The organism is Streptomyces mobaraensis, from assembly GCF_020099395.1.
Taxonomy (GTDB): Bacteria; Actinomycetota; Actinomycetes; order Streptomycetales; family Streptomycetaceae; genus Streptomyces.
The window spans coordinates 2,882,771-2,902,928 of record NZ_CP083590.1; the positions used below are offsets into that span (position 1 = coordinate 2,882,771).

Genomic DNA, 20,158 nt, shown 5'->3' on the forward strand with positions numbered 1-20,158 from the left:
GTCAGCGGTGCAGCAGCAGCTGCCCCCGGCGCGAGAGCAGGAAGCGCTTGAAGGCGGCCACGGGCGGGGTGTCGGGGTGGCCGTCCAGCCAGGCCACCCCGATCTCGCGGACCGCGCGCGGCGCGGTGACGGTCAGCTCCACGACGCCGGGGCGCGGCACGGCGGGCGGCGGGAGCAGGGCGACACCGAGCCCGGCGGCGACCAGGCCGCGCAGGGTCTCGGGGTCCTCGCCCTCGAAGGCGATCTTCGGGGTGAACCCGGCCTCGGCGCAGAGCGCGTCGGTGATGCGGCGGAGCCCGTAGCCCGGTTCGAGGGTGACGAACAGCTCGGCGGACGCCTCCGCGAGGCGGATCCGCTTGCGGACGGCCAGCGGGTGGTCGTCGGGGACGACGAGCCGCAGCTTCTGCTCGTCGAGGCGGCGGGCGACGAGGTCCGGCGCGTCCGGGACGGGCGAGGTGAGGCAGAGGTCGAGGTCGCCGTCGCGGAGCCGCTCGATCATCGCCTCGCCGTAGTTCTGGACCAGTTGGAAGCGGACGCGGGGGTGGTCGGCGCGGAACGCGCGGATGAGCTCGGGTACGGTCTCGGAGCCCATGGTGTGCAGGAAGCCGAACGCGATCTTGCCGGCGGCGGGGTCGGCGTCCGCCCGGACGGACTCGGCGGCGCGGTCCACCTCCCCGAGCGCCCGCTCGACCGTGGCGAGGAAGGTCCGGCCGGCGGCGGTGAGCGAGACGGTACGGCCGTGGCGGGCGAACAGGGCGACGCCGAGGTCGTGTTCGAGCCGGGCCATGGAGCGGCTGAGCGTCGACTGCGGCATCCCCAGCTGCTGGGCGGCGCGGGTGACGTGCTCGTGCCGGGCCACGGCGACGAACTGGGCGAGCCGCGGAGTGAGCGTCACCGCCCAGGAGTCCGCCTCGACGTCAGCGCTCGGCGCGGGTCCCGTCGCTGCCGCCGAGGTGACGGGCGTCAAGGATCCGCCAGTAACAGGGATGTCTTTTCTGTTGCGCTCCGGTGACAGAGGAGGCCCTGACCTGCGTTCATGCTTCACAGGATGGATTATGGCCATTCTGTGCATTGGACGCATCAGATGCAGCCTGCATACGGTTTGGACATGCCTCCTGCCGATACCGGGGCATCCGTCGTCATAGCGCGCTCGGATGCCTTTCCCTCGCCGTCCCCTTCCCCCACCCAGGACTCCCGGATCGCGCCCGGCGACCCCGGCTACCGCCGGATGAGCTTCGCCCTCTTCGCGGCGGGCGTCGCCACGTTCGCGCTCCTCTACTCCACCCAGGCCCTGCTCCCCGCGGTCTCCGACGGCCTCGGGGTGACCGCCGACCAGGCCAGTTGGACGGTCTCCGGCGCGACGGCCGGCCTGGCCCTCGCCGTCGTCCCGCTCAGCGCCCTCTCGGAACGGTTCGGCCGGCGGGCCATGATGACGGCCGCCCTGTGCGTCGCGGCACTGCTGGGGCTGCTGGTGCCGTTCGCCCCGGACCTCGGCTGGCTGACCGGGCTGCGCGTGGCGCAGGGCGCGGCGCTGGCGGGCGTGCCGGCGTCGGCGATGGCCTACCTGGCGGAGGAGGTCCGTCCGCGCGCCCTGGTCGGCGCGGTCGGGCTGTTCGTGGCGGGCAACGCGATCGGCGGCATGTCCGGCCGCATCCTCGCCGGCTGGGTCGCCCAGGCGTGGGACTGGCGCGCGGGGCTGGCGTCGGTCGGCGTGCTGGCGGTGGTGTGCGCGGTGGCGTTCCGGCTGCTGATCCCCAAGGCCCGGCACTTCACCCCCGGTTCGGTGGCGCCGCGCGACCTGGCCCGTACGCTCGGCCGGCACCTCTCCGACCCGCTGCTGGTCCGGCTGTACCTGATCGGCGCGCTCTTCATGACCGTCTTCGGCGCGGTCTACACCGTCATCGGCTACCGCCTGGCCGCGGCGCCCTTCTCCCTCCCGCAGGGGCTCGTCGGCTCGGTCTTCCTCGTCTACCTGGTCGGCACGGTCTCCTCGGCCGCGGCCGGCAAGCTGGTCGGCCGGCTGGGCCGGCGCGGCGCCCTCTACCTGGCCATGGGCACCACGTCCCTGGGCCTGCTGCTGACGCTGACGTCCTCCCTGACGGCCGTCCTCCTCGGCCTCGTCCTGATCACCGCCGGCTTCTTCGCGGGCCACGCGGTCGCCTCGTCCTCGGTCAGCCGCACCGCGACCACGGGCCGCGCCCAGGCGTCCGCCCTCTACCAGACGGCCTACTACCTCGGCAGCTCGGTGGGCGGCACGGTCGGCGCGCTCGCGTTCCGCGCCGGGGGCTGGGACGGCGTCATCGTCCTCGGTCTCGTCGCGATGGTGGCGGCGGCGTCGATCACGCTGTACGCGACGCGCAAGGCGCTGGTGGAACGGCGGGTGGCCGCGCGGGCGTGAGCCCGCGGGTGGGCTGCCCCAGACCCACCCCTTCGCCGATTCCCGGGGGCCAAGCCCCCGGCGCCCCGAAACCGCGCTCCGCGCGATTGTCCTCAAGCGCCGGACGGGCTATATCAGCCCGTCCGGCGCTTGAGGACGCGCGCCGCAGGCGCGCTCGGGGTGCGGGGGGGCGCAGCCCCCGCAAGAAACGGTGAAAGGGTGGGACAGGGGCTCCGAACCGGCGTTCGCGCGGGCGGGGCAGTGCAGTGACGTGCCGTGGGAAAGCCGGGGATGAATCCCCGGATACGGCAACGGGACCGGTGGCAAGCCACCGGCCCCGTTCACCCGTTCATGGCGTCCGCAGGTCAGGCGATGCGGTCCAGCACGATCGGGTTCGGCGTGAAGTCCGTGCCGGCGGGGGCGATCTCGACGCCGCCGTCCAGGGCCGCGAGGGCGTAGTCGAACTTCTCGGGGGTGTCCGTGTGCAGGGTCAGCAGCGGCTGGCCGGCCGTGACCGTGTCGCCCGGCTTGGCGTGCATCTCGATGCCCGCGCCGGCCTGCACCGGGTCCTCCTTACGGGCGCGGCCCGCGCCGAGGCGCCAGGCGGAGACGCCGACGGCGTAGGCGTCGAGCTTCGTCAGGACGCCGGACGCCGTCGCGGTGACGACGTGCTGCTCGCGGGCGACCGGGAGGGCCGCGTCCGGGTCGCCGCCCTGGGCGATGATCATGCGGCGCCAGTGGTCCATGGCGGAGCCGTCGGCGAGGGCCTTGGCCGGGTCCGCGTCGGGCAGGCCGGCCGCGGCGAGCATCTCGCGGGCGAGGGCGAGGGTGAGCTCGACGACGTCGGCCGGGCCGCCGCCCGCGAGGACCTCGACGGACTCGCGGACCTCGAGGGCGTTGCCGGCGGTGAGGCCGAGCGGGGTCGACATGTCGGTGAGCAGGGCGACGGTCTTGACGCCGTGGTCGGTGCCGAGGCCGACCATCGTGGAGGCGAGCTCGCGCGCGTCCTCGATGTTCTTCATGAACGCGCCGGAGCCGACCTTGACGTCGAGGACGAGCGAGCCCGTACCCTCGGCGATCTTCTTCGACATGATCGAGCTGGCGATCAGCGGGATCGCCTCCACCGTGCCCGTGACGTCGCGGAGCGCGTACAGCTTCTTGTCGGCGGGGGCGAGGCCGTCACCGGCCGCGCAGATGACGGAGCCGACGTTCCGGAGGACGTCCATCATCTCGTCGTTGGAGAGCAGCGCCCGCCAGCCGGGGATGGATTCCAGCTTGTCGAGGGTGCCGCCGGTGTGGCCGAGGCCGCGGCCGGAGAGCTGCGGGACGGCCGCGCCGCAGGCGGCGACCAGGGGGGCCAGGGGCAGCGTGATCTTGTCGCCGACGCCGCCGGTGGAGTGCTTGTCGGCGGTGGGCACGGGCAGCGAGGAGAAGTCCATGCGCTCGCCGGACTTGATCATCGCCGCCGTCCAGCGGGCGATCTCCGCACGGTCCATGCCGTTCAGCAGAATCGCCATGGCGAGCGCGGACATCTGCTCGTCGGCGACCTCGCCCCGCGTGTAGGCGTCGATCATCCAGTCGATCTGCTCGTCGGTCAGACGGCCGCGGTCGCGCTTGGCGCGGATGACGGAAATGGCGTCCATCAGCACATTTTCCTTAAGTTCGTGCGTCCTCAGGTCTTCCCGGGGCCGGAAAGTGACCCGGACGGGCTGACGCGTCAGCCCGTCCGGCGCTTGAGGACATCTTCATCGATCGAGGTCGGCGGGCCCAAACGCGTCCGGCAGGAGTTCGGCCAGCGGGCGGATCCCGGAGGCCGTGTCGACGGCCAGCTCCGGGCCGCCGTGCTCCCACAGGAGCTGGCGGCAGCGGCCGCACGGCATCAGGAGGTCGCCGTTGCGGTCGCAGCAGGTGAAGGCGGTCAGCTTGCCGCCGCCGGAGGAGACGAGGGCGGAGATCAGACCGCACTCGGCGCACAGGGCGACGCCGTAGGCGGCGTTCTCCACGTTGCAGCCGGTGACCACGCGGCCGTCGTCGACGACGGCCGCGGCACCGACGGGGAAGCCGGAGTACGGGGCGTAGGCCCGGGACATGGCGTCCCGGGCCTGCGCGCGCAGATCCGCCCAGAGAGCGGGAGAGGTCACTTTCCTTGACCCTTTCGGTAGGGCTTGCCGTCCGCCTTGGGCATCCGCAGCCGTTGCGAGAACAGCGACAGCACCAGCAGCGTGACGACGTACGGCGTGGCGTCCACGAACTCCAGCGGCACGGTGTCCGTCAGGGCGAACCAGACGAACAGCGCCACGGCGACGACCGCGGCGGCGACGGCCGCGCGGATCTTGCCGCCCTTGAAGCGCCAGGCCGCGAAGCCGACCAGCAGCACGGCGATCAGCAGCAGCAGCGCGTGGACGGTGGGGCCGCCCGAGCGGAGCTGGAGGCTGTCCATGAAGCCGAAGAGGCCGGCGCTCATGGCCACGCCGCCCGGCCGCCAGTTGCCGGAGATCATCGTGGCGAGGCCGATGTAGCCGCGGCCGCCGGTCTGGCCGTCGGAGTACATGTGGGTGCCGATGGCGAGGAACGCGCCGCCGAGTCCGGCGAGGGCGCCGGAGACGACAACCGCCGCGTACTTGTACGTGTAGACGTTGACGCCGAGCGACTCGGCGGCCACCGGGCTCTCACCGCAGGAGCGCAGGCGCAGGCCGAAGGCCGAGCGCCACAGCACGAAGAACGTGCCGACGAAGAGCAGCGCGGCGACGATCGTCAGCCACGACACCTCGGAGACGAAGCCGCGCACGATGCCGGCGAGGTCTGAGACGAGGAACCAGTGGTGCTTCTCCACGTCGTGCAGCCAGTCGGCAAGGCCGGGGATGGAGAAGTCGCCCATGTTGCTCATGACGGGCGACTGCTTGTCGTTGCCGCCCGCCTGCTGGGCGGCGCTGCCCTCGGCGCCGAACCACAGCTTGGCGAAGTACTGGGTGACGCCCAGGGCCAGGATGTTCATGGCCACACCGGAGATGATGTGGTCCACGTTGAAGGTGACGGTGGCGATCGCGTGCAGCAGGCCGCCGAGCGCGCCGCCGGCGATGCCGGCCGCGGCCGCGACCCAGGGGCCGTGCTGCCAGCCCATCCAGCCGGCGGAGAAGGCACCCAGCATCATCATGCCTTCGAGGCCGATGTTGACGACGCCCGCCCGCTCGGACCAGAGGCCGCCGAGGCCCGCGAGGCCGATCGGCACCGCGGCCGCGAGGGCCGAGCCGAACTGGCCGGAGCCGGTCAGGTCGTTGGCGCCGGTGATCGCGCGCAGCGCGGAGAGCAGGATCAGCGCGCCCGCCACGCCCAGCATGATGACGGGGTAGGAGAGCTTCCGCTTCCCGCCGTCGCCCTTGTTCTTCCCGCTCAGCCGGTCGGCGAGCCCGGAGGTGAAGGTGGTACTCACGCGGAAACCTCCGCCTTGTCGCTCTTGCGGGCCTGGGCGGCGAGCTCCTCGCCGACCTTGCGCTGCTGGGTCTTGAGGCCGTAGCGCCGCACGATCTCGTAGGCGATGACGACGCAGAGGACGATGACGCCCTGGATCACGCCGACGATCTCCTGGGCGTAGCCCTCGAATTCGAGCTGCGTGCCGGTGCGGTCCAGGAAGCCCCAGAGCAGGGCGCCCAGCGCCATGCCGACGGGGTGGTTGCGGCCCAGCAGGGCGATGGCGATACCGGTGAAGCCGATGCCCGTGGGGAAGTCGGTGCCGTAGTTGTACGAGACGCCGAGCAGGGTCGGCATGCCGACGAGGCCGGCGACGGCGCCGGAGAGCAGCATCGAGGTGACGATCATGCGCTTGACGCTGACGCCGCTGGCCTGGGCGGCCGACTCGGACTGCCCGACGGTGCGCAGGTCGAAGCCGAAGCGGGTGCGGCCCAGAACGAACCAGTAGGCCAGGCCCGCGACAGCCGCGACGATCACGAAGCCGTAGATCGGCTTGGGCGTGGTCGGGATCTCGAAGAAGTGCGCCGAGTCCGGCAGGTAGGGCGTGTGGAGCAGGTTGCCCTCCTTCTTCGCCAGCCGGCCGTCCTGAAGGAAGTAGCCGATCACCGAGGCGCCGATGGCGTTCAGCATGATCGTGCTGATCACCTCATTGACGCCGCGGGTGGTCTTCAGCAGACCCGCGATGCCCGCCCAGATCGCGCCGACCGCCATCGCCACGATGATGATGACCGGGATCTGGATGATGCCCGGCAGGGTGAGCGCGCCACCGACGACGGCGGCGAAGAAGGCCGCGATGCGGTACTGGCCGTCGACGCCGATGTTGAAGAGGTTCATCCGGAAGCCGATGGCGACGGCCAGCGCGGACAGGTAGTACGGGGTGGCCTTGTTGATGATCCAGACCTGGCTGTCGCTCTTCGAACCGAAGTCGACCATCACCTGGTAGGCGTGGAACGGGTCCTTGCCGGTGGCCGCGATGATGACCGAGGTGATCGCGACGGCGGCCACGATCGCCAGCAGGGGCGCGGCGATCCCCAGGATGATCTTGTTCTTGTCGAACTTCTTCACTTGGAGTCTCCTCCTTCCGCGCTGTCGCTGTCGTCGTTGGTGCCGTCGGCCGGGGCCGGCGGCTCTTCGGGGGTCTCGGGGTTCTCGGCGTGCTCGAGGTGCCCGGTCGCGGCGCCGGTCATGGCCGAGCCCAACTCCTCCGGGGTGATGGTGGCGGGGTCCGCGTCGGCGACCAGGCGGCCGCGGAACATCACCCGCAGGGTGTCGGAGAGCCCGATGAGCTCGTCCAGGTCAGCAGAGATCAGCAGCACCGCGAGTCCCTCGCGGCGCGCCTCGCGGATCTGGTCCCAGATCTGCGCCTGCGCGCCGACGTCCACACCGCGGGTGGGGTGGGCGGCGATGAGCAGCTTCGGCTTGTGGCTCATCTCGCGGCCGACGATCAGCTTCTGCTGGTTGCCGCCGGAGAGCGAGGCCGCGGTGACCTCGATGCCGGGCGTGCGGACGTCGAACTCGCGGACGATGCGCTCGGTGTCGGCGCGGGCGGCCTTGTTGTCGAGGAACGCGCCCTTGCTGTTGGGCTTCTCCGTGACGTGGCCGAGGATGCGGTTCTCCCACAGGGGGGCTTCCAGCAGCAGGCCGTGGCGGTGCCGGTCCTCGGGGATGTAGCCGATGCCGCCCTCACGCCGCTTGCGGGTCGGCGTGTGGGTGATCTCGGCGCCGTCGAGGGTGACGGTGCCGCGGTCCGGGTCGCGCATGCCCATGATCGTCTCGACCAGTTCGGCCTGGCCGTTGCCCTCCACGCCCGCGAGGCCCAGGACCTCGCCCTTGTGGATGGTGAACCCGATGCCGTCGAGGACGGTCCGGACCACGCCGTCGGAGTCGGTGGCCGACAGGTGCAGGCCCTCGACGGTGAGCATGGGCGTGTCGGTGACCGTGGACTCGCGGGTCTCCGGCGAGGGCAGTTCCTCGCCGACCATCAGCTCGGCGAGCTGCTTGGGCGTGGTCTCGCTGGGGACCGCGGTGCCGACGGTGGTGCCGCGGCGGATGACGGTGATGTCGTCCGCGACGGAGAGCACCTCGCCGAGCTTGTGGGAGATGAAGATGACCGTCAGGCCCTCGGCCTTGAGCTCGCGCAGGTTGTCGAAGAGCGCGTCGACCTCCTGCGGGACCAGGACGGCGGTCGGCTCGTCCAGGATCAGCGTGCGGGCGCCGCGGTAGAGGACCTTGAGGATCTCCACGCGCTGGCGGTCGGCGACGCCGAGGTCCTCGACGAGGACGTCGGGACGGACGCCGAGGCCGTACGCGTCGGAGATCTCCTTGATCTTCTTGCGGGCCCTGCCGCCGATGCCGTGGAGCTTCTCGGCGCCGAGGACGACGTTCTCCAGAACGGTCAGGTTGTCGGCGAGCATGAAGTGCTGGTGCACCATGCCGATGCCGCGCGCGATGGCGTCGGCCGGGCTGTGCAGGCTGACCTGCTCGCCGTCGAGCGTGATGGTGCCCTCGTCCGGCTTCTGCATGCCGTAGAGGATCTTCATCAGGGTGGACTTGCCGGCGCCGTTCTCGCCGCAGAGGGCGTGGACGGTGCCGCGGCGGACCGTGAGGCAGATGTCGTGGTTGGCCACGACACCGGGGAACCGCTTGGTGATGCCTTGCAGTTCCACCGCCGGAGCGGTGCCGCTGCTGGATTCTTTGCTGGACGCTTTGATGGCGCACTCTCCTCGGGGAAAGGGAGCGGGGGTGACACCGGGCTGTCCACCGGGTGGGGGAACGGTGGAGATCTCCGGACGGGCGGGGGTGACGCTACACGCGGCAACTGCACGCTACGCGCGTAGCGTTGGCGCGTATGTGCGGGCCCGGCGAGGGTGTTCCCCGCCGGGCCCGGTCAACCGGTCGGCCGGCCGGAGCCGGCCGACGGTCACGGCTGGGTCTTGACCTTGACCTGACCGTCCACGATCTTCTTCTTCGCGGCCTCGATCTTGTCCTTGATGTCGTCGATGAAGCCGCCCGAGGTCACCAGCGAGACGCCGCCGTCCTTGAGCAGGTAGGTCTTCGGGCCGGTGATCGGCTTCTTGTCCTTGACGCTCTTGACCAGGTCGAAGACGGCCACGTCCACGTTCTTCACCACCGAGGTGAGGATGTGGTCCTTGTACTGCGCCAGGCCCGGCAGCTGGTACTGGTCGGAGTCCACGCCGATCGCCCAGGCGTCCTTCTGGCCCGCGACGGCCTCGATGGAGCCGTTGCCGGAGAGACCGGCCGCGGTGTAGATCACGTCGATGCCCGAGTCGAGCATGCCCTTGGCCTTGTCCTTGGCCGCGGCCGGGTCGTTGAAGCCCTTGTCGTTGTTCGGGTACAGGTACTGCGAGGTCACCTGCGCCTTGGGGTCGGTGTCCTTGACGCCCTGCTCGAACCCGGCCTGGAACTTCTGGATGAGGGCGTTGTTCACACCGCCGATGAAGCCGACCTTGTGGGACTTGGACTTCAGGGCGGCGGCGACACCCGCGAGGTAGGAGCCCTCGTGCTCACCGAAGGTGACGCTCGCGACGTTCTTGCCCTGGGCCACCGAGTCGATCACGGCGAAGGTGGTGTCCGGGTGGTCCTTGGCGACCTTCTCGATCGACTTCTGGTAGTTGAAGCCGACGCCGATGACGGGGTTGTACCCGGCCTCGGCCAGCGAGTTCAGCCGCTGCTCGCGCTCGGCCTCCGTCTCACCGTTCTTGGCGGTCATCAGGCGGGCCTTGACGCCCAGCTCCTTCTCCGCCTTGTCGGCGCCGCGGGCGGCGGACTCGTTGAAGGAGTGGTCGTCACGGCCGCCGACGTCGAAGGCGAGACCGAGACCCTTGTCCTCCTTGCCGCCCGACTCGGTCGAGGACTCGCCACAGGCGGTGAGGGTGAATGCGAGAGCCGCGGTGGCAATGCCCGCGACAGTGATGGTGGATACCCGGCGCACGAGGGCCCCTTCACTCGAAGCGCCTCCATTGGCGCTGGTTCGGAGGGATCGTAACGCGCGTAGATGGCCTGAAAAGGGCTAGTCCCAAGCCGTTATCGGATCGTCGCGAACCGAACTCGACCGACAAACCTACATTTGGTTGCGATCAAGCAAAGCCGCGGCCGTGAACAGCTCCACCCCCACCTGGATGGCCCCCTCGTCGACGTCGAAGTCGCCGCGGTGCAGATCACGGCGTGTCGTGTCACCCACCGGGCGGACGCCCAGCCGGGCCATGGCCCCCGGGACCCGCTCCAGGTACCAGGAGAAGTCCTCCCCGCCGAGGCTCTGCTCGGTGTCCTCCACCGCGTCCGCGCCGCGCCGCGCCGTCATGGCCCGGCCCAGCAGCCCGGCGATCTCCGCGTCGTTGACCACCGGGGGGACTCCGCGGATGTAGGTGATCTGCGACTTGGCGCGGTGCAGGGTGGCCACCTCGTCCACGGCGGCGTGCACCAGGTCGGGAGCGTCGCGCCAGGCGTCGATGTCCAGGCAGCGGACGGTCCCGGAGAGCTCGGCGCGCTGCGGGATGACGTTGGCCGCGTGCCCGGCCTCCAGCCGTCCCCAGGTGACGGCGAGGCCCGCGCGGGTGTCGATCCGGCGGGCGAGCAGGGCGGGCACCTCGGTGGCCACCTTGGCCGCGGCGGTCACCAGGTCCGTGGTCAGGTGGGGGCGAGCGGTGTGGCCGCCGGGGCCGTCCAGCGCGACCTCCAGCTTGTCGCAGGCGGAGGTGATCGGTCCGGTCCGCAGCCCGATCCGGCCGACCTCGACCTTGGGGTCGCAGTGCACCGCCACGATCCGCCCGACGCCGTCCAGGGCGCCGTCCTCGATCGCGTCCAGGGCGCCGCCGGGCAGCACCTCCTCGGAGGGCTGGAAGATCAGCCGGACGGGGTGCGGCAGCAGCCCCTCCTCGGCCAGCGCGGCGAGCACCAGGCCCGTGCCGAGGACGACGGTGGTGTGCACGTCGTGCCCGCAGGCGTGGGCCGCGCCGGGAACGGTGGAGCGGTACGGGACCTGCTTGGTGTCGGGGATGGGGAGCGCGTCGAGATCGGCCCGGAAGGCCAGCACCGGGCGGCGCACGGCGCCCGGCCGGGAACGCCCGATGTCGCAGATCAGCCCGGTGCCGGAGGCCAGTGTCCGGGGCCGCAGCCCGGCCTTCTCCAGTCTGGCCCTGACCGCCGCGGTGGTCCGGAACTCGCGGTGCCCCAGCTCGGGGTGCATGTGCAAGTCCCGCCGGAAGGCGATGAGTTCGGCGCGCAGGTCGGCCGGAAGACGGCCGGGCAGCGCGCCGGCCAGGCCGCCTTCGAGATCGTCGACGGTGGTTTCGGGAGCGGCCTCACAGGGCATCAGGTGATTCACCCTTTGAAGAGTAGAGCCCTTCACAGGGCAACTGCCCTCCGATCATGAAAAGTTCAGCCGCATGGATGGGTCGCCAGGGGGGTATGACCCGTATTTACGGCGTACCTTTGCGAGACACCGTCAGGTGGCACTCGCTTGGGCGGATATCCGCGGTAGGCGGTGCGCTCCTCGGGCGCTGCCGGTGACGCGGGAGAGGAAGCCCTCGGCACGCGGCGAGGCATGGGCGGTGAGCCAGGCGGGATCGACGTCGCAGACGGCGACGGTCACCCCGGTGCCGGCCAGCGCGAGCGGCAGCGTGTGCACGACGGTGGACGGAAAGCTCAGCACCGTACGTCCTGTCGGGCCGCGCCGGGCGATCAGTTCCAGGGGCAGGTCGGGCCGGACGACCTCCAGGCCGAGCCGTCCGGATATGAGGCGCAGCTTGTCGGTGTTCTCGCGGCGGTGCGCGAAGTAGCGGGTGGCGCCGTGCTCCCCGGCCAGCGCGGCGACCGCCTCCAGGTAGCGCTCCGCGTCCACGATCCCCGTCTCGACCAGGGACGTTCCCACCAGGTCCGTGCTCCGGGTGAGGCGCGGCGGGCCGAAGGCCGCGCGGGTCCACGCGAAGGTGTTGGCCGTCACGGCCACTCCCGGGGGTGGTTCGACCGGCATCGACGTGAACAACTCCACACTTCGGCGGTTGTTCGGAGTGAGCATCCGGCGCGCCGAAGCGGATACCGGCGCGAAGACGACGTCAAGCGCTCCCCAGCCACCGCGCCCGCCCCGGTAGCGGTGCCAGCGTACGAACCGTTCCCCGCGCGCCAGTTGGCCGACGAACTCCATGGTGGCCGTGCCGTCGTCCACCACCACCAGCTCCCTCGCCCGGGTGAGGGTGAGCAGCAGCTGCACATAGCGCGAGAACGGGTCGCCGATGACGACGCGGCGGGCGGCGCGCAGCGGCCCGGCCAGCCCGCCGATGGTCTGCACCGGCGCCCCGGCCCCGCCGCGCGCCTCCTCCCAGCGCAGCCGGTGGCCCTGCGCGCGGGCCAGCTCGGCCATGCGGCGGAGCTGGCCGCGGGTCATGGGGTCGTGGGGGGCGAGGACGACGATGACGGTGTCGTGGGGGTCGGGGGTGTCGTCCCTGGTGTCCCTGGTGTCCGTGGCTTCGGTGGTGCCGGTGCCTTCGATGGCGCGGCGGTCGGCGGCGCGGCGGTCGGTCTGGCGGGGGACGCCGGCGCTGAGGAGGCCGGCGAGGGGCGGAGGCGGTGCGGGGGGCGCGCTCGCGCGGGAGTGCGCCCACTCCAGGACGTTGAGGAGCTGGACGGGGCTCTCGACGAAGGCCAGGGTCTCGGCCGGGCCACGGTCCGGGTCGGTGGCCGGGTCCCCGGGCCGCCGGGAGCGCTCCGCGTCCACCGCGCCGTCGTCCACCGCGCCGTCGTCCACCGCGTCATCGGCGGGTTCGGTCATCGGCCGGCGCCCGTCAGACCGCGGCCGGTTCGCGGTCACCGGCGGGGTCGGTACGGTCGGTCCGGTCGGTCCGGCCGCTCCCGTGGGCCCCTTCGGGCCCCTCGGCGCCCTCGGCCCGTTCGTCCGCCTGCGCGACGACGCCCGGCACCCGGCGGAGCTTCCGCATCGGCGCCAGTTCGCTCTCGTACACCCGCTTCACTCCGTCCCCCAGGGACTCCTCGACCACCCGGATGTCGCGCACCAGCCGCTGCAGGCCGCCGGGTTCGACGGAGGCGGCCTGGTCGGAGCCCCACATGGCGCGGTCGAGGGTGATGTGCCGCTCGACGAAGGCGGCGCCGAGGGCGACGGCGGCCAGGGTGGTCTGGAGACCGGTCTCGTGACCGGAGTAGCCGATGGGGACGTTGGGGTACTCGGCCTGGAGGGTGTGGATGACGCGGAGGTTGAGCTCGGAGGCGCGGGCCGGGTAGGTGGAAGTGGCGTGGCAGAGCACGATGTTCTCGCTGCCCAGCACCTCGACGGCGTGCCGGATCTGCTTCGGGGTGGACATCCCGGTGGACAGTACGATCGCGCGGCCGGTGGCACGCAGGGTGCGCAGGAGTTCGTCGTCGGTGAGCGAGGCGGAGGCGACCTTGTGGGCCGGGAGGTCGAACTTCTCCAGGAAGGCGACGGACTCGACGTCCCACGGCGACGCGAACCAGGCGATGCCGCGCTCCCGGCAGTGCGCGTCGATCCTGCGGTATTCGTCTTCCCCGAACTCCACCCGGTGGCGGTAGTCGATGTACGTCATCCGGCCCCAGGGCGTGTCCCTTTCGAGTTCCCATTGGCTGCGCGGAGTGCAGACCTCCGGGGTCCTCTTCTGGAACTTGACCGCGTCACAGCCCGCGTCCGCCGCGGCGTCGACGAGGGCGAGCGCGGTACCGAGGTCACCGTTGTGGTTGATGCCGATCTCGCCGGTGATGTAGACGGGGTGACCGGGGCCGACGGGACGGTCGCCCAGGTGGCGGGTGCGAGCGGCGGGGCTGATGAGGGTGGCGGTGGAGGCCATGGGGACGGTTTCCTTCGTGTGGGGACGCGTGGGGGGACGGGGGTGGTGACGGCTGCTGGGCGCGGGGGCTGCGGTGGTGCGCGCCCCGCGCCAAGGCGCGGAGCTCGCGGGCGGTGTGGGGTGCGGATCGCGGTACGGACCTCTCCGCCGGGACCGGACCGGGTGTACCGGGCCGGTCCGCAGGGCCGCACGGGCCCGGACGTGAGGTACGGCGGTGGTCGGTCAGGGACGCGGGACGCGGTGGGAGGGACGGACGGCGGCGCACTCGCGGCCGTCGGTGTCCACCAGGACCCGGCCGCCGGTCCGGGTGCCGTCGGAGCCGAGGACGACGGCGTCGATGCCGTCGCTCCCGGGGAAGCCGTCGGGGAAGCCACCGGAGGTGCCGGTGAGGGCGCCGACGGCGGGCTGGGGCACGGAGTGCGTGGCAGGCGCGTCGGCGTCCAGGAGCGGCGCGAGGGCGCGGGCGCGCGCCAGGTCGGCGGGGTCGTCCACTTCCAGGACGCGCGCGGGCTCGGTGCGGACGGGTTCGACGCGGCCGAAGAAGCGGTGCCGGGCGGCGCGGAAGCCGTCGGCGCGCATGGCGTAGGCGGCTCCGGTTTCCAGCAGGTCCTGCGGGCGGTCCTGGCGGCGGGGCCGGTGGGACGGGTCATGGTTGACGCCCCGGGCGCCGGTGGACGTGAGGACTTCCGGTGCGTCCCGCCCGTGCCGCCCCTCCCGCCACAGGAAGCCGTGGAACGGCGCCACCGTCAGCGCGCAGTCCGCCTCCCGCCGCAGGACGGGCGCGGCGACGCCGTCGACGTCCCCGGCGGTGACGAACGGGCTGGTGCACTGCACGAGCAGGACGGTGTCCACCGCCCGGCCGGTCGCGGCTTCGTACGCGTCCAGGGCGTGCAGCACCGCCGCCTCGCTGGTCGCCGTGTCCCCGGCGAGCGCCGCGGGCCGTTCGACGACGTCCGCGCCGGCCGCGCGGGCCGCGGCGGCGACGGCGGGGTCGTCGGTCGAGACGACGACGTCGGTGACGAGCGCGGCGGCCCGGCAGGCGCGTACCGCGCGGGCGACGAGCGGTATCCCGCCGACGGGCGCCAGGTTCTTGCCGGGCACCCCCTTGGATCCGCCCCGGGCGGGGACGACGGCGAGGACGGAGGGCATCGGGGACTCCTCGGGTTCGGGTGCTCCGGACGCGCCGTCCGGCGCGGGGCGGCGGTGGCCGGCCGGCGGGTTCACAGCTCCCCCAGCCGCCGGATGACGGGCGCCACCCGCTGGACGCCGTGCCGGTACGCCCCTCGGGCCGCCCCGCGCAGGACGTCGCGGCCGGCGCGGCGCAGGGCGCTCCGGCCGGGCGGGGGCGCGGCGCGGCCGGGCAGCGGGCGCCCGTCGGGGCCGAAGCCGTGGCGGGCGAGGACGGCGGGCAGGTAGCCGGGGGCGGTCTCGGGTGTGTAGTACGGGCTCGGGGGCGGCAGCCGGTCGCGGGCGACGAGGTCCGCGACGCGCCGCCGGGCCGCGTCGAACGCCCGCTCGTACGGCTGGTCGGCGGCCACCCCCTGCCGGGCCAGCCACTCCGGTTCGGCCTTCGGCAGCCGTCCGGCGTCCAGGTGGTCCCATGAGGTCAGGCAGCCGGAGCCCAGGAAGTGGTGGTTGCCCAGCCGTTCGCGGATGCCGAGGTCGGTGAGGACGGCTGTGGGGACCGCCCGGTGCAGGGCTTCCAGGGCGGCGGTGGAGCTGACGGTGACCAGCAGGTCGGTGCGGTCGAGGACCGTGCCCATGTTGCCGTACACCAGGCGGCAGTTGGCGGGGAGGCCGCCGGGCAGCCGGGCGGCGAGCTTCTGGTACGGGTGTTCCTCGATGTGCGTCGTGTGTTCGCCGGGCTTGCTGCGCAGTTTGATCAGCACTTCGCGGCCGGGGTGCGCGCGGGCGTGCCCGGCGGCCCGCCGCAGCAGGTACAGCCGGTCCGCGCGGCTTTCCGGCACGGATGGCTGGGCGGCGAACACGACGGTGTACGGGCGCACTTCGCGGGGCACGGGCTCGTACGGGAGCCCCCCGAGGAACGGCAGGGCGCACTCCGTGACGCCGTCCGCCGGGGCGCCGACCCCTTCGTAGACCGCGCGGAAACGGTCCGCGTCATGGCGGGAGTTGGCGAGGACCACGTCGGCTCCGTGCCGCAACAGCAGTCCGTCGGCCAGCTTTTCGTAGACGACACCGACGTAGCCGGTCACGGCGACCGGACGCCGTCCGGCGCCGGACCAGGCCCGGGCGAGCGCGTGCAGCATCGCCTGGACGGTGCCGCCGACGCAGGCGAGGAGCACGACGTCGTACGGGGGCCGGCCGGCCGCGGCCGTGAACTCCGCGGCGGTCACCTCGCGCAACGCGTCGGCCCGCACGCCGACTTCGGTGAGCTGGCGGCGGGTGGGAGTGGCCCGCCCGCGCAGCAGGAAGCCGTCCAGCCGGGCGCCGGGGGCGAGCCGGTGCGCGGTGAGCGCTCCCCATTTCCACCGGGTGTCGGAGTCCGCGAGCACGGCGACGCGCGGCGGGGACGCGGAATGCGGGGGCGCTGCGGGAGCGGAGGGCGCTGAGGGCACGGAACCGACGATAGGAATGGATCCGGTTTGGCTGACCAACGCGAGCGCAACACTCGGTAAACAGCGCGCCGACACCCGGCGAAGCCGTTGACGCGCGCACCCGGTTCATCATTCCGCCGCACTTCGTTCACCCCGGCTTACGGCACCGGACAGCACGAATGCCGGGGCGTCACCTAACGTGACGCGGGTGGTCAAGCTCTCCGTCATCGTGCCGTTCTTCAATGTGCAGACGTATGCCTCGGACGCGCTGCGCAGCCTGAAAGCGAACTCCCGTGAGGATTTCGAATTCATTTTCGTCGACGATTGTTCGACCGACGGCACGTCCGCGCTTCTGGAACGGGCCCGGGACGACATACCCGGAGTGGTGCTGAAGCGCCACGAACGGAACGGCGGCCTGGCCACCGCCCGGAACACCGGACTGGACGCCGCCCGCGGCGAGTACGTGACCTTCCTGGACGGCGACGACTGGCTCGCGCCCGGCTACTACACGCGATTGGTGCAGGTCATCGAGGACATCGGCGTGGACTTCGTCCGCACCGACCATGTGCGGTGCACCGGCCGGAACCGCACCCTCCACCGCGTCCCGGACGGCCGGCGCGGGGTCGTCCTCGACCCCCGCGACGCGATACTCCCCGCGGACCGCTCCACGGCCGTCGATTACCCGTACGCCTGGGCCGGCATCTACCACCGCAGGCTGCTGGACGACGGACTCCTGCATTTCCCGGACGGTCTGCGCACCGCCGAGGACCGGCCCTGGATCTGGCGGCTGCACCGCGAGGCCCGCAGTTTCGCGATCGCCGGGCTCCTCGGCGTCTTCTACCGCCGCGGGGTGGCTTCCTCGCTCACCCAGATCGGCGACGTGCGGCAACTCGATTTCCTGCGCGCATTCGACCAGGTGATCGAGGAAACGCGCCGGGACCGCGACGCCGACGCGCTGCTGCCGAAAGCCGTGCGCACCTATTGCGCGATCATTTCCCACCACCTCGGTTCCATCGAACGCTTCGAACCCGAAGTGGCCCGCGCCCTGCGGTCGATGAGCGCCGCCGCGATGAAACGGATGCCCCCGGCATTGCTGACCGACGCCCTGAACGCCATGGACGCCGACCGGGCGGCCCGGCTGCGCCGACTGCGCCGCCGTCCCCTCCCCGCGCCCCGGGCGGGGGTGCCCGCCTGATGCCCGGCCACCCGCGCACCGCCCAGATCTTCCTGGCCTCCACCCTCTACGGCGCCGCGACCCTCGCCGCCGCCCTCGACGCCGGCCTCTTCCCCGCCGACAGCCGCCGGCTGCTGCTCGTCGCCAACAACGCCGCCGTCCCCGAGACCAGCCCCGGACTCGACCGGGCCCCCGGCTTCGACCGGCTGCGCACCCGCTTCGACGACGTCCTCTCCTGGAACGAGACGATCAGCCCGCTCCACCCCGGCGGCTGGTCCCCGCGCCCCGACGACGTCCCCCTGTGGGAGCGGCACCTGCGGCTGCTGTGGGACCTGGGGACGGACGACGTCTCGCTCGTCCTCGAATCCCTCCAGGTCGACCCGGCCCAGGCGGTCGCCCGGATCTTCCCCGACGCCCCGCTGGACGTCTACGCGGACGGGCTGATGAGCTACGGCCCCACGCGCGACAAGCTCGACCCGCTGATCGGCACCCGGGTGCGCCGGCTGCTCCACCTCGACCTTGTACCGGGCCTGCGCCCGCTCCTGCTGCGGGAGTTCGGGGTCCGGCCGGAGATCGTCCCCGGCGACGTCGTCACCAAGGTGCTGGCCGAACTGGCCGACGCCACCCCGCCGCCGCCCGCCCCGGAAGGCGCCGCGCTGCTCCTCGGCCAGTACCTCTCCGCACTGGACATCCTCACCCCCGAGGAGGAGGAGCGGCTGCACGTCCGCATGCTGCGCGGCGCGGCCGGGCGCGGCCACCGCGACGTCGTCTTCAAACCACACCCGACCGCACCCGCCCGCTGGTCGCGGCTGCTGGAGGACGAGGCCGGCCGGCTCGGCGTCCGCCTCACGGTGCTGGACGGCACCACCCTGGCGGAGGCGGTGTTCCAGCGCCTGCGGCCCGCGCTGGTGGCCGGCTGCTTCTCGACCGCGCTCGTCACGGCGCGCGCCTTCTACGGCCTCCCGGCCGCCCGGACCGGCACGGACCTGCTGCTCGACCGGCTCTCGCCGTACGAGAACAGCAACCGGGTGCCGGTGACGATCGTCGACGCGCTGCTGCCCGCGCTGGAGGATACCTCCGGCGGCGCGCCGCCGTCGGACGCGGCCGAGCTGAACGACCTGCTGTCGGCGGTGGGTTACGCGATGCAGCCACGCGTCAACGCCGACCTGCGCCCGGCCGCCGAGCGCTACCTGGCGCACCATCTGACACCCCGCACTCGCCGCTATTTCAAGCGGCGCCGCCTCACCGCCCTTGCCCTGCCCGGCGCCCTTCCCGCCCGTCTCGCCTTCCTCCCCCGCAACCCGGCGGTGCGTCGGCTCGCGCGCCGGGCGCGGTCGGTTCAGCGGCGGTTGCGCGGAAAGGGGCGCAAGTGAGCCGACCCGGAGTAGAGCCCCTGCCCCGCCCTTTCTCCCCCAGCTACCGCTGGGAGGTGCCCCCAGTTTCTTGCGGGGGCTGGGCCCCCGCGCCCCCGAAACCGCGCTTCGCGCGGTTGTCCTCAAGCGCCGGACGGGCTGAAGTGCCCGCCCAGGCGCACGATTCAGCCCGTCCGGCGCTTGAGGACGAGCGGCGAAGCCGCGATCAGGGGGTCTGGGGCGCAGCCCCAGGAAACGGCGAAGTGGCGGTCCCCCCTCTGGGGGAGGGACCGGGGCACCCCACCCCCCGCCACCCCACCCGCCTCACCGCCCTCGACGCCCTCCGCCTCCTCGCCGCCCTCATGGTCGCCCTCTACCACTACGGCGGCCGCGGCGGCCAGATCACCACGGCGTGGGGAAGCTCCCCACGCCACCAATTCCCCCACCTGTCACAAGCGTTCGCCTACGGCTGCCTAGGCGTCCAACTCTTCTTCGTCGTCAGCGGCTTCGTCATCTGCATGAGCGGCTGGGGCCGCTCCCTCCGCTCCTTCGCCGCCTCCCGCGCCGCCCGCCTCTATCCCGCCTACTGGGCGGCGATCCTGCTGGTCACCGCCGCCTTCGCGCTTCCGCTCGCTCGGCATTACGGCGGCTCGGTGTCCACCAGCGACACCCTCGTCAACCTGACGATGCTGCAGCAGCCCGTCGGCGCCGAGCGGGTGCTCGGGGTCTGCTGGACGCTCTGGGTGGAGGTCCGCTTCTACGCCCTGTTCGCACTCTTCGTCGTCCTGCCGGGCGCGACCCGCCACCGCGTCGTCCTCTTCTGCGCGGTGTGGACGCTCGCGTCGGCGCTCACCGCGGCCGCGCACGCCGAGGCGCTCAAGGTGGTGGTGATGCCGGAGGACTCCCCGTTCTTCATCGGCGGCATCGGCCTCTACCTCGTCCACCGGTACGGCCACTCGCTGACGGCCTGGGGCATCGTCGTGGTGAGCTTCCTGGTCGGCCAGCACTACGCGGTGGCGGGTCTGTGGCATCCGCCGGGCCCGCACCACTTCTCGTACCGCTCCCCCGTCGTAATCATCGCGGTGCTGGCCCTGGGGTACGCGGCGGTCGCGGCCGTGGCGGTGTGGGGTGCCCGGTGGCCGTCCTGGCGGTGGCTGACGGTCGCGGGGGCGCTGACGTACCCCTTCTACCTGGTTCACGAGCACCTGGGGTGGCTCGTGGTGCAGGTGCTGCACCGGAGGCTGGGGATCCCGTCGTACGGGGTGCTGGCACTGACGGTGGGACTGATGCTGGCCCTGGCCTGGGTGCTGCACGTGGGGGTGGAGCGGCGCCTGACGCCGCTGTTGCGGAGGGGGCTGGAAGCGACGCCACGGGAGCCGGCGGCGAAAAGCCGCTGAACC

The 20,158-nt window shown here is 72.4% G+C and carries 15 protein-coding genes and 1 pseudogene; 4 read left to right on the top strand and 12 right to left on the bottom strand.

The annotated features are described in order from the left end of the window. Position 1 precedes the first annotated feature (1 nt). Complete coding sequence (locus K7I03_RS12190; protein ID WP_185941920.1) at positions 2-967, bottom strand: LysR family transcriptional regulator; 966 nt, start codon at positions 965-967, stop codon at positions 2-4. Between the two features lie 141 nt (positions 968-1,108). Between K7I03_RS12190 and K7I03_RS12195 the strand changes: the two genes are divergently transcribed. Beyond that, positions 1,109-2,398 (top strand): MFS transporter, encoded by a 1,290-nt coding sequence (locus tag K7I03_RS12195; protein WP_185941921.1) that lies wholly within the window; start codon positions 1,109-1,111, stop codon positions 2,396-2,398. Positions 2,399-2,742: 344 nt separating this feature from the next. Here K7I03_RS12195 and K7I03_RS12200 read toward each other — a convergent pair whose 3' ends face one another. From K7I03_RS12200 to K7I03_RS12250, 11 genes and pseudogenes are all read right to left on the bottom strand, one after another. Beyond that, positions 2,743-4,026 carry a thymidine phosphorylase gene (locus tag K7I03_RS12200; RefSeq protein WP_185941922.1) on the bottom strand — a complete coding sequence of 428 codons (1,284 nt, stop codon included), beginning with the start codon at positions 4,024-4,026 and terminating at the stop codon, positions 2,743-2,745. A gap of 96 nt (positions 4,027-4,122) precedes the next feature. Beyond that, positions 4,123-4,518 (bottom strand): cytidine deaminase, encoded by a 396-nt coding sequence (locus K7I03_RS12205; protein WP_185941923.1) that lies wholly within the window; start codon positions 4,516-4,518, stop codon positions 4,123-4,125. Beyond that, the gene (locus K7I03_RS12210) at positions 4,515-5,807 is read right to left on the bottom strand and encodes an ABC transporter permease (RefSeq protein ID WP_185941924.1); all 1,293 of its coding nucleotides are present in this window, start codon (positions 5,805-5,807) and stop codon (positions 4,515-4,517) included. The genes K7I03_RS12205 and K7I03_RS12210 overlap by 4 nt, the downstream gene beginning before the upstream one ends. Further along, positions 5,804-6,910, bottom strand: coding sequence for an ABC transporter permease (locus K7I03_RS12215; protein ID WP_185941925.1), 1,107 nt, complete (start codon positions 6,908-6,910; stop codon positions 5,804-5,806). Before K7I03_RS12215 ends, K7I03_RS12210 begins: the two co-directional genes overlap by 4 nt. Next, entirely contained in the window at positions 6,907-8,511 is a 1,605-nt protein-coding gene (locus K7I03_RS12220; protein WP_185941926.1) for an ABC transporter ATP-binding protein, read from the bottom strand. Before K7I03_RS12220 ends, K7I03_RS12215 begins: the two co-directional genes overlap by 4 nt. 254 nt (positions 8,512-8,765) lie before the next feature. Beyond that, positions 8,766-9,797 carry a BMP family lipoprotein gene (locus tag K7I03_RS12225; RefSeq protein ID WP_185941927.1) on the bottom strand — a complete coding sequence of 344 codons (1,032 nt, stop codon included), beginning with the start codon at positions 9,795-9,797 and terminating at the stop codon, positions 8,766-8,768. 129 nt (positions 9,798-9,926) lie between these two features. Continuing rightward, entirely contained in the window at positions 9,927-11,177 is a 1,251-nt protein-coding gene (locus tag K7I03_RS12230; RefSeq protein WP_185941958.1) for an amidohydrolase, read from the bottom strand. Positions 11,178-11,309: 132 nt separating this feature from the next. After that, entirely contained in the window at positions 11,310-12,632 is a 1,323-nt protein-coding gene (locus K7I03_RS12235; protein ID WP_224347012.1) for a hypothetical protein, read from the bottom strand. A 13-nt stretch (positions 12,633-12,645) separates the two neighbouring features. Further along, a complete protein-coding gene (locus K7I03_RS12240) occupies positions 12,646-13,677 on the bottom strand; it encodes an N-acetylneuraminate synthase family protein (protein WP_185941928.1) in 1,032 nt (343 codons plus the stop codon). A 252-nt stretch (positions 13,678-13,929) separates the two neighbouring features. Further along, positions 13,930-14,826: pseudogene (locus K7I03_RS12245) on the bottom strand (acylneuraminate cytidylyltransferase family protein); the annotation flags it as partial. A gap of 71 nt (positions 14,827-14,897) precedes the next feature. After that, positions 14,898-16,190, bottom strand: coding sequence for a DUF6716 putative glycosyltransferase (locus K7I03_RS12250; protein ID WP_185941960.1), 1,293 nt, complete (start codon positions 16,188-16,190; stop codon positions 14,898-14,900). 250 nt (positions 16,191-16,440) lie between these two features. Between K7I03_RS12250 and K7I03_RS12255 the strand changes: the two genes are divergently transcribed. The 3 genes from K7I03_RS12255 (at position 16,441) to K7I03_RS12265 (ending at position 20,155) form a co-directional block, all read left to right on the top strand. Then, positions 16,441-17,427, top strand: a complete 987-nt coding sequence (locus K7I03_RS12255) for a glycosyltransferase family 2 protein (protein ID WP_185941929.1) — start codon at positions 16,441-16,443, stop codon at positions 17,425-17,427. After that, complete coding sequence (locus K7I03_RS12260; RefSeq protein ID WP_185941930.1) at positions 17,427-18,779, top strand: polysialyltransferase family glycosyltransferase; 1,353 nt, start codon at positions 17,427-17,429, stop codon at positions 18,777-18,779. The genes K7I03_RS12255 and K7I03_RS12260 overlap by 1 nt, the downstream gene beginning before the upstream one ends. Before the next feature lie 242 nt (positions 18,780-19,021). Continuing rightward, positions 19,022-20,155: an acyltransferase family protein gene (locus K7I03_RS12265; RefSeq protein WP_224347013.1), complete on the top strand. Its 1,134-nt coding sequence runs from the start codon at positions 19,022-19,024 to the stop codon at positions 20,153-20,155. The last annotated feature ends 3 nt before the right edge of the window (positions 20,156-20,158 follow it).

Coding starts and splice junctions, on each gene's coding strand:
- K7I03_RS12240 (WP_185941928.1), bottom strand. CDS start 13,677: ATGGCCTCCACCGCCACCCTCATCAGCCCCGCCGCTCGCACCCGCCAC.
- K7I03_RS12235 (WP_224347012.1), bottom strand. CDS start 12,632: ATGACCGAACCCGCCGATGACGCGGTGGACGACGGCGCGGTGGACGAC.
- K7I03_RS12230 (WP_185941958.1), bottom strand. CDS start 11,177: ATGCCCTGTGAGGCCGCTCCCGAAACCACCGTCGACGATCTCGAAGGC.
- K7I03_RS12195 (WP_185941921.1), top strand. CDS start 1,109: ATGCCTCCTGCCGATACCGGGGCATCCGTCGTCATAGCGCGCTCGGAT.
- K7I03_RS12260 (WP_185941930.1), top strand. CDS start 17,427: ATGCCCGGCCACCCGCGCACCGCCCAGATCTTCCTGGCCTCCACCCTC.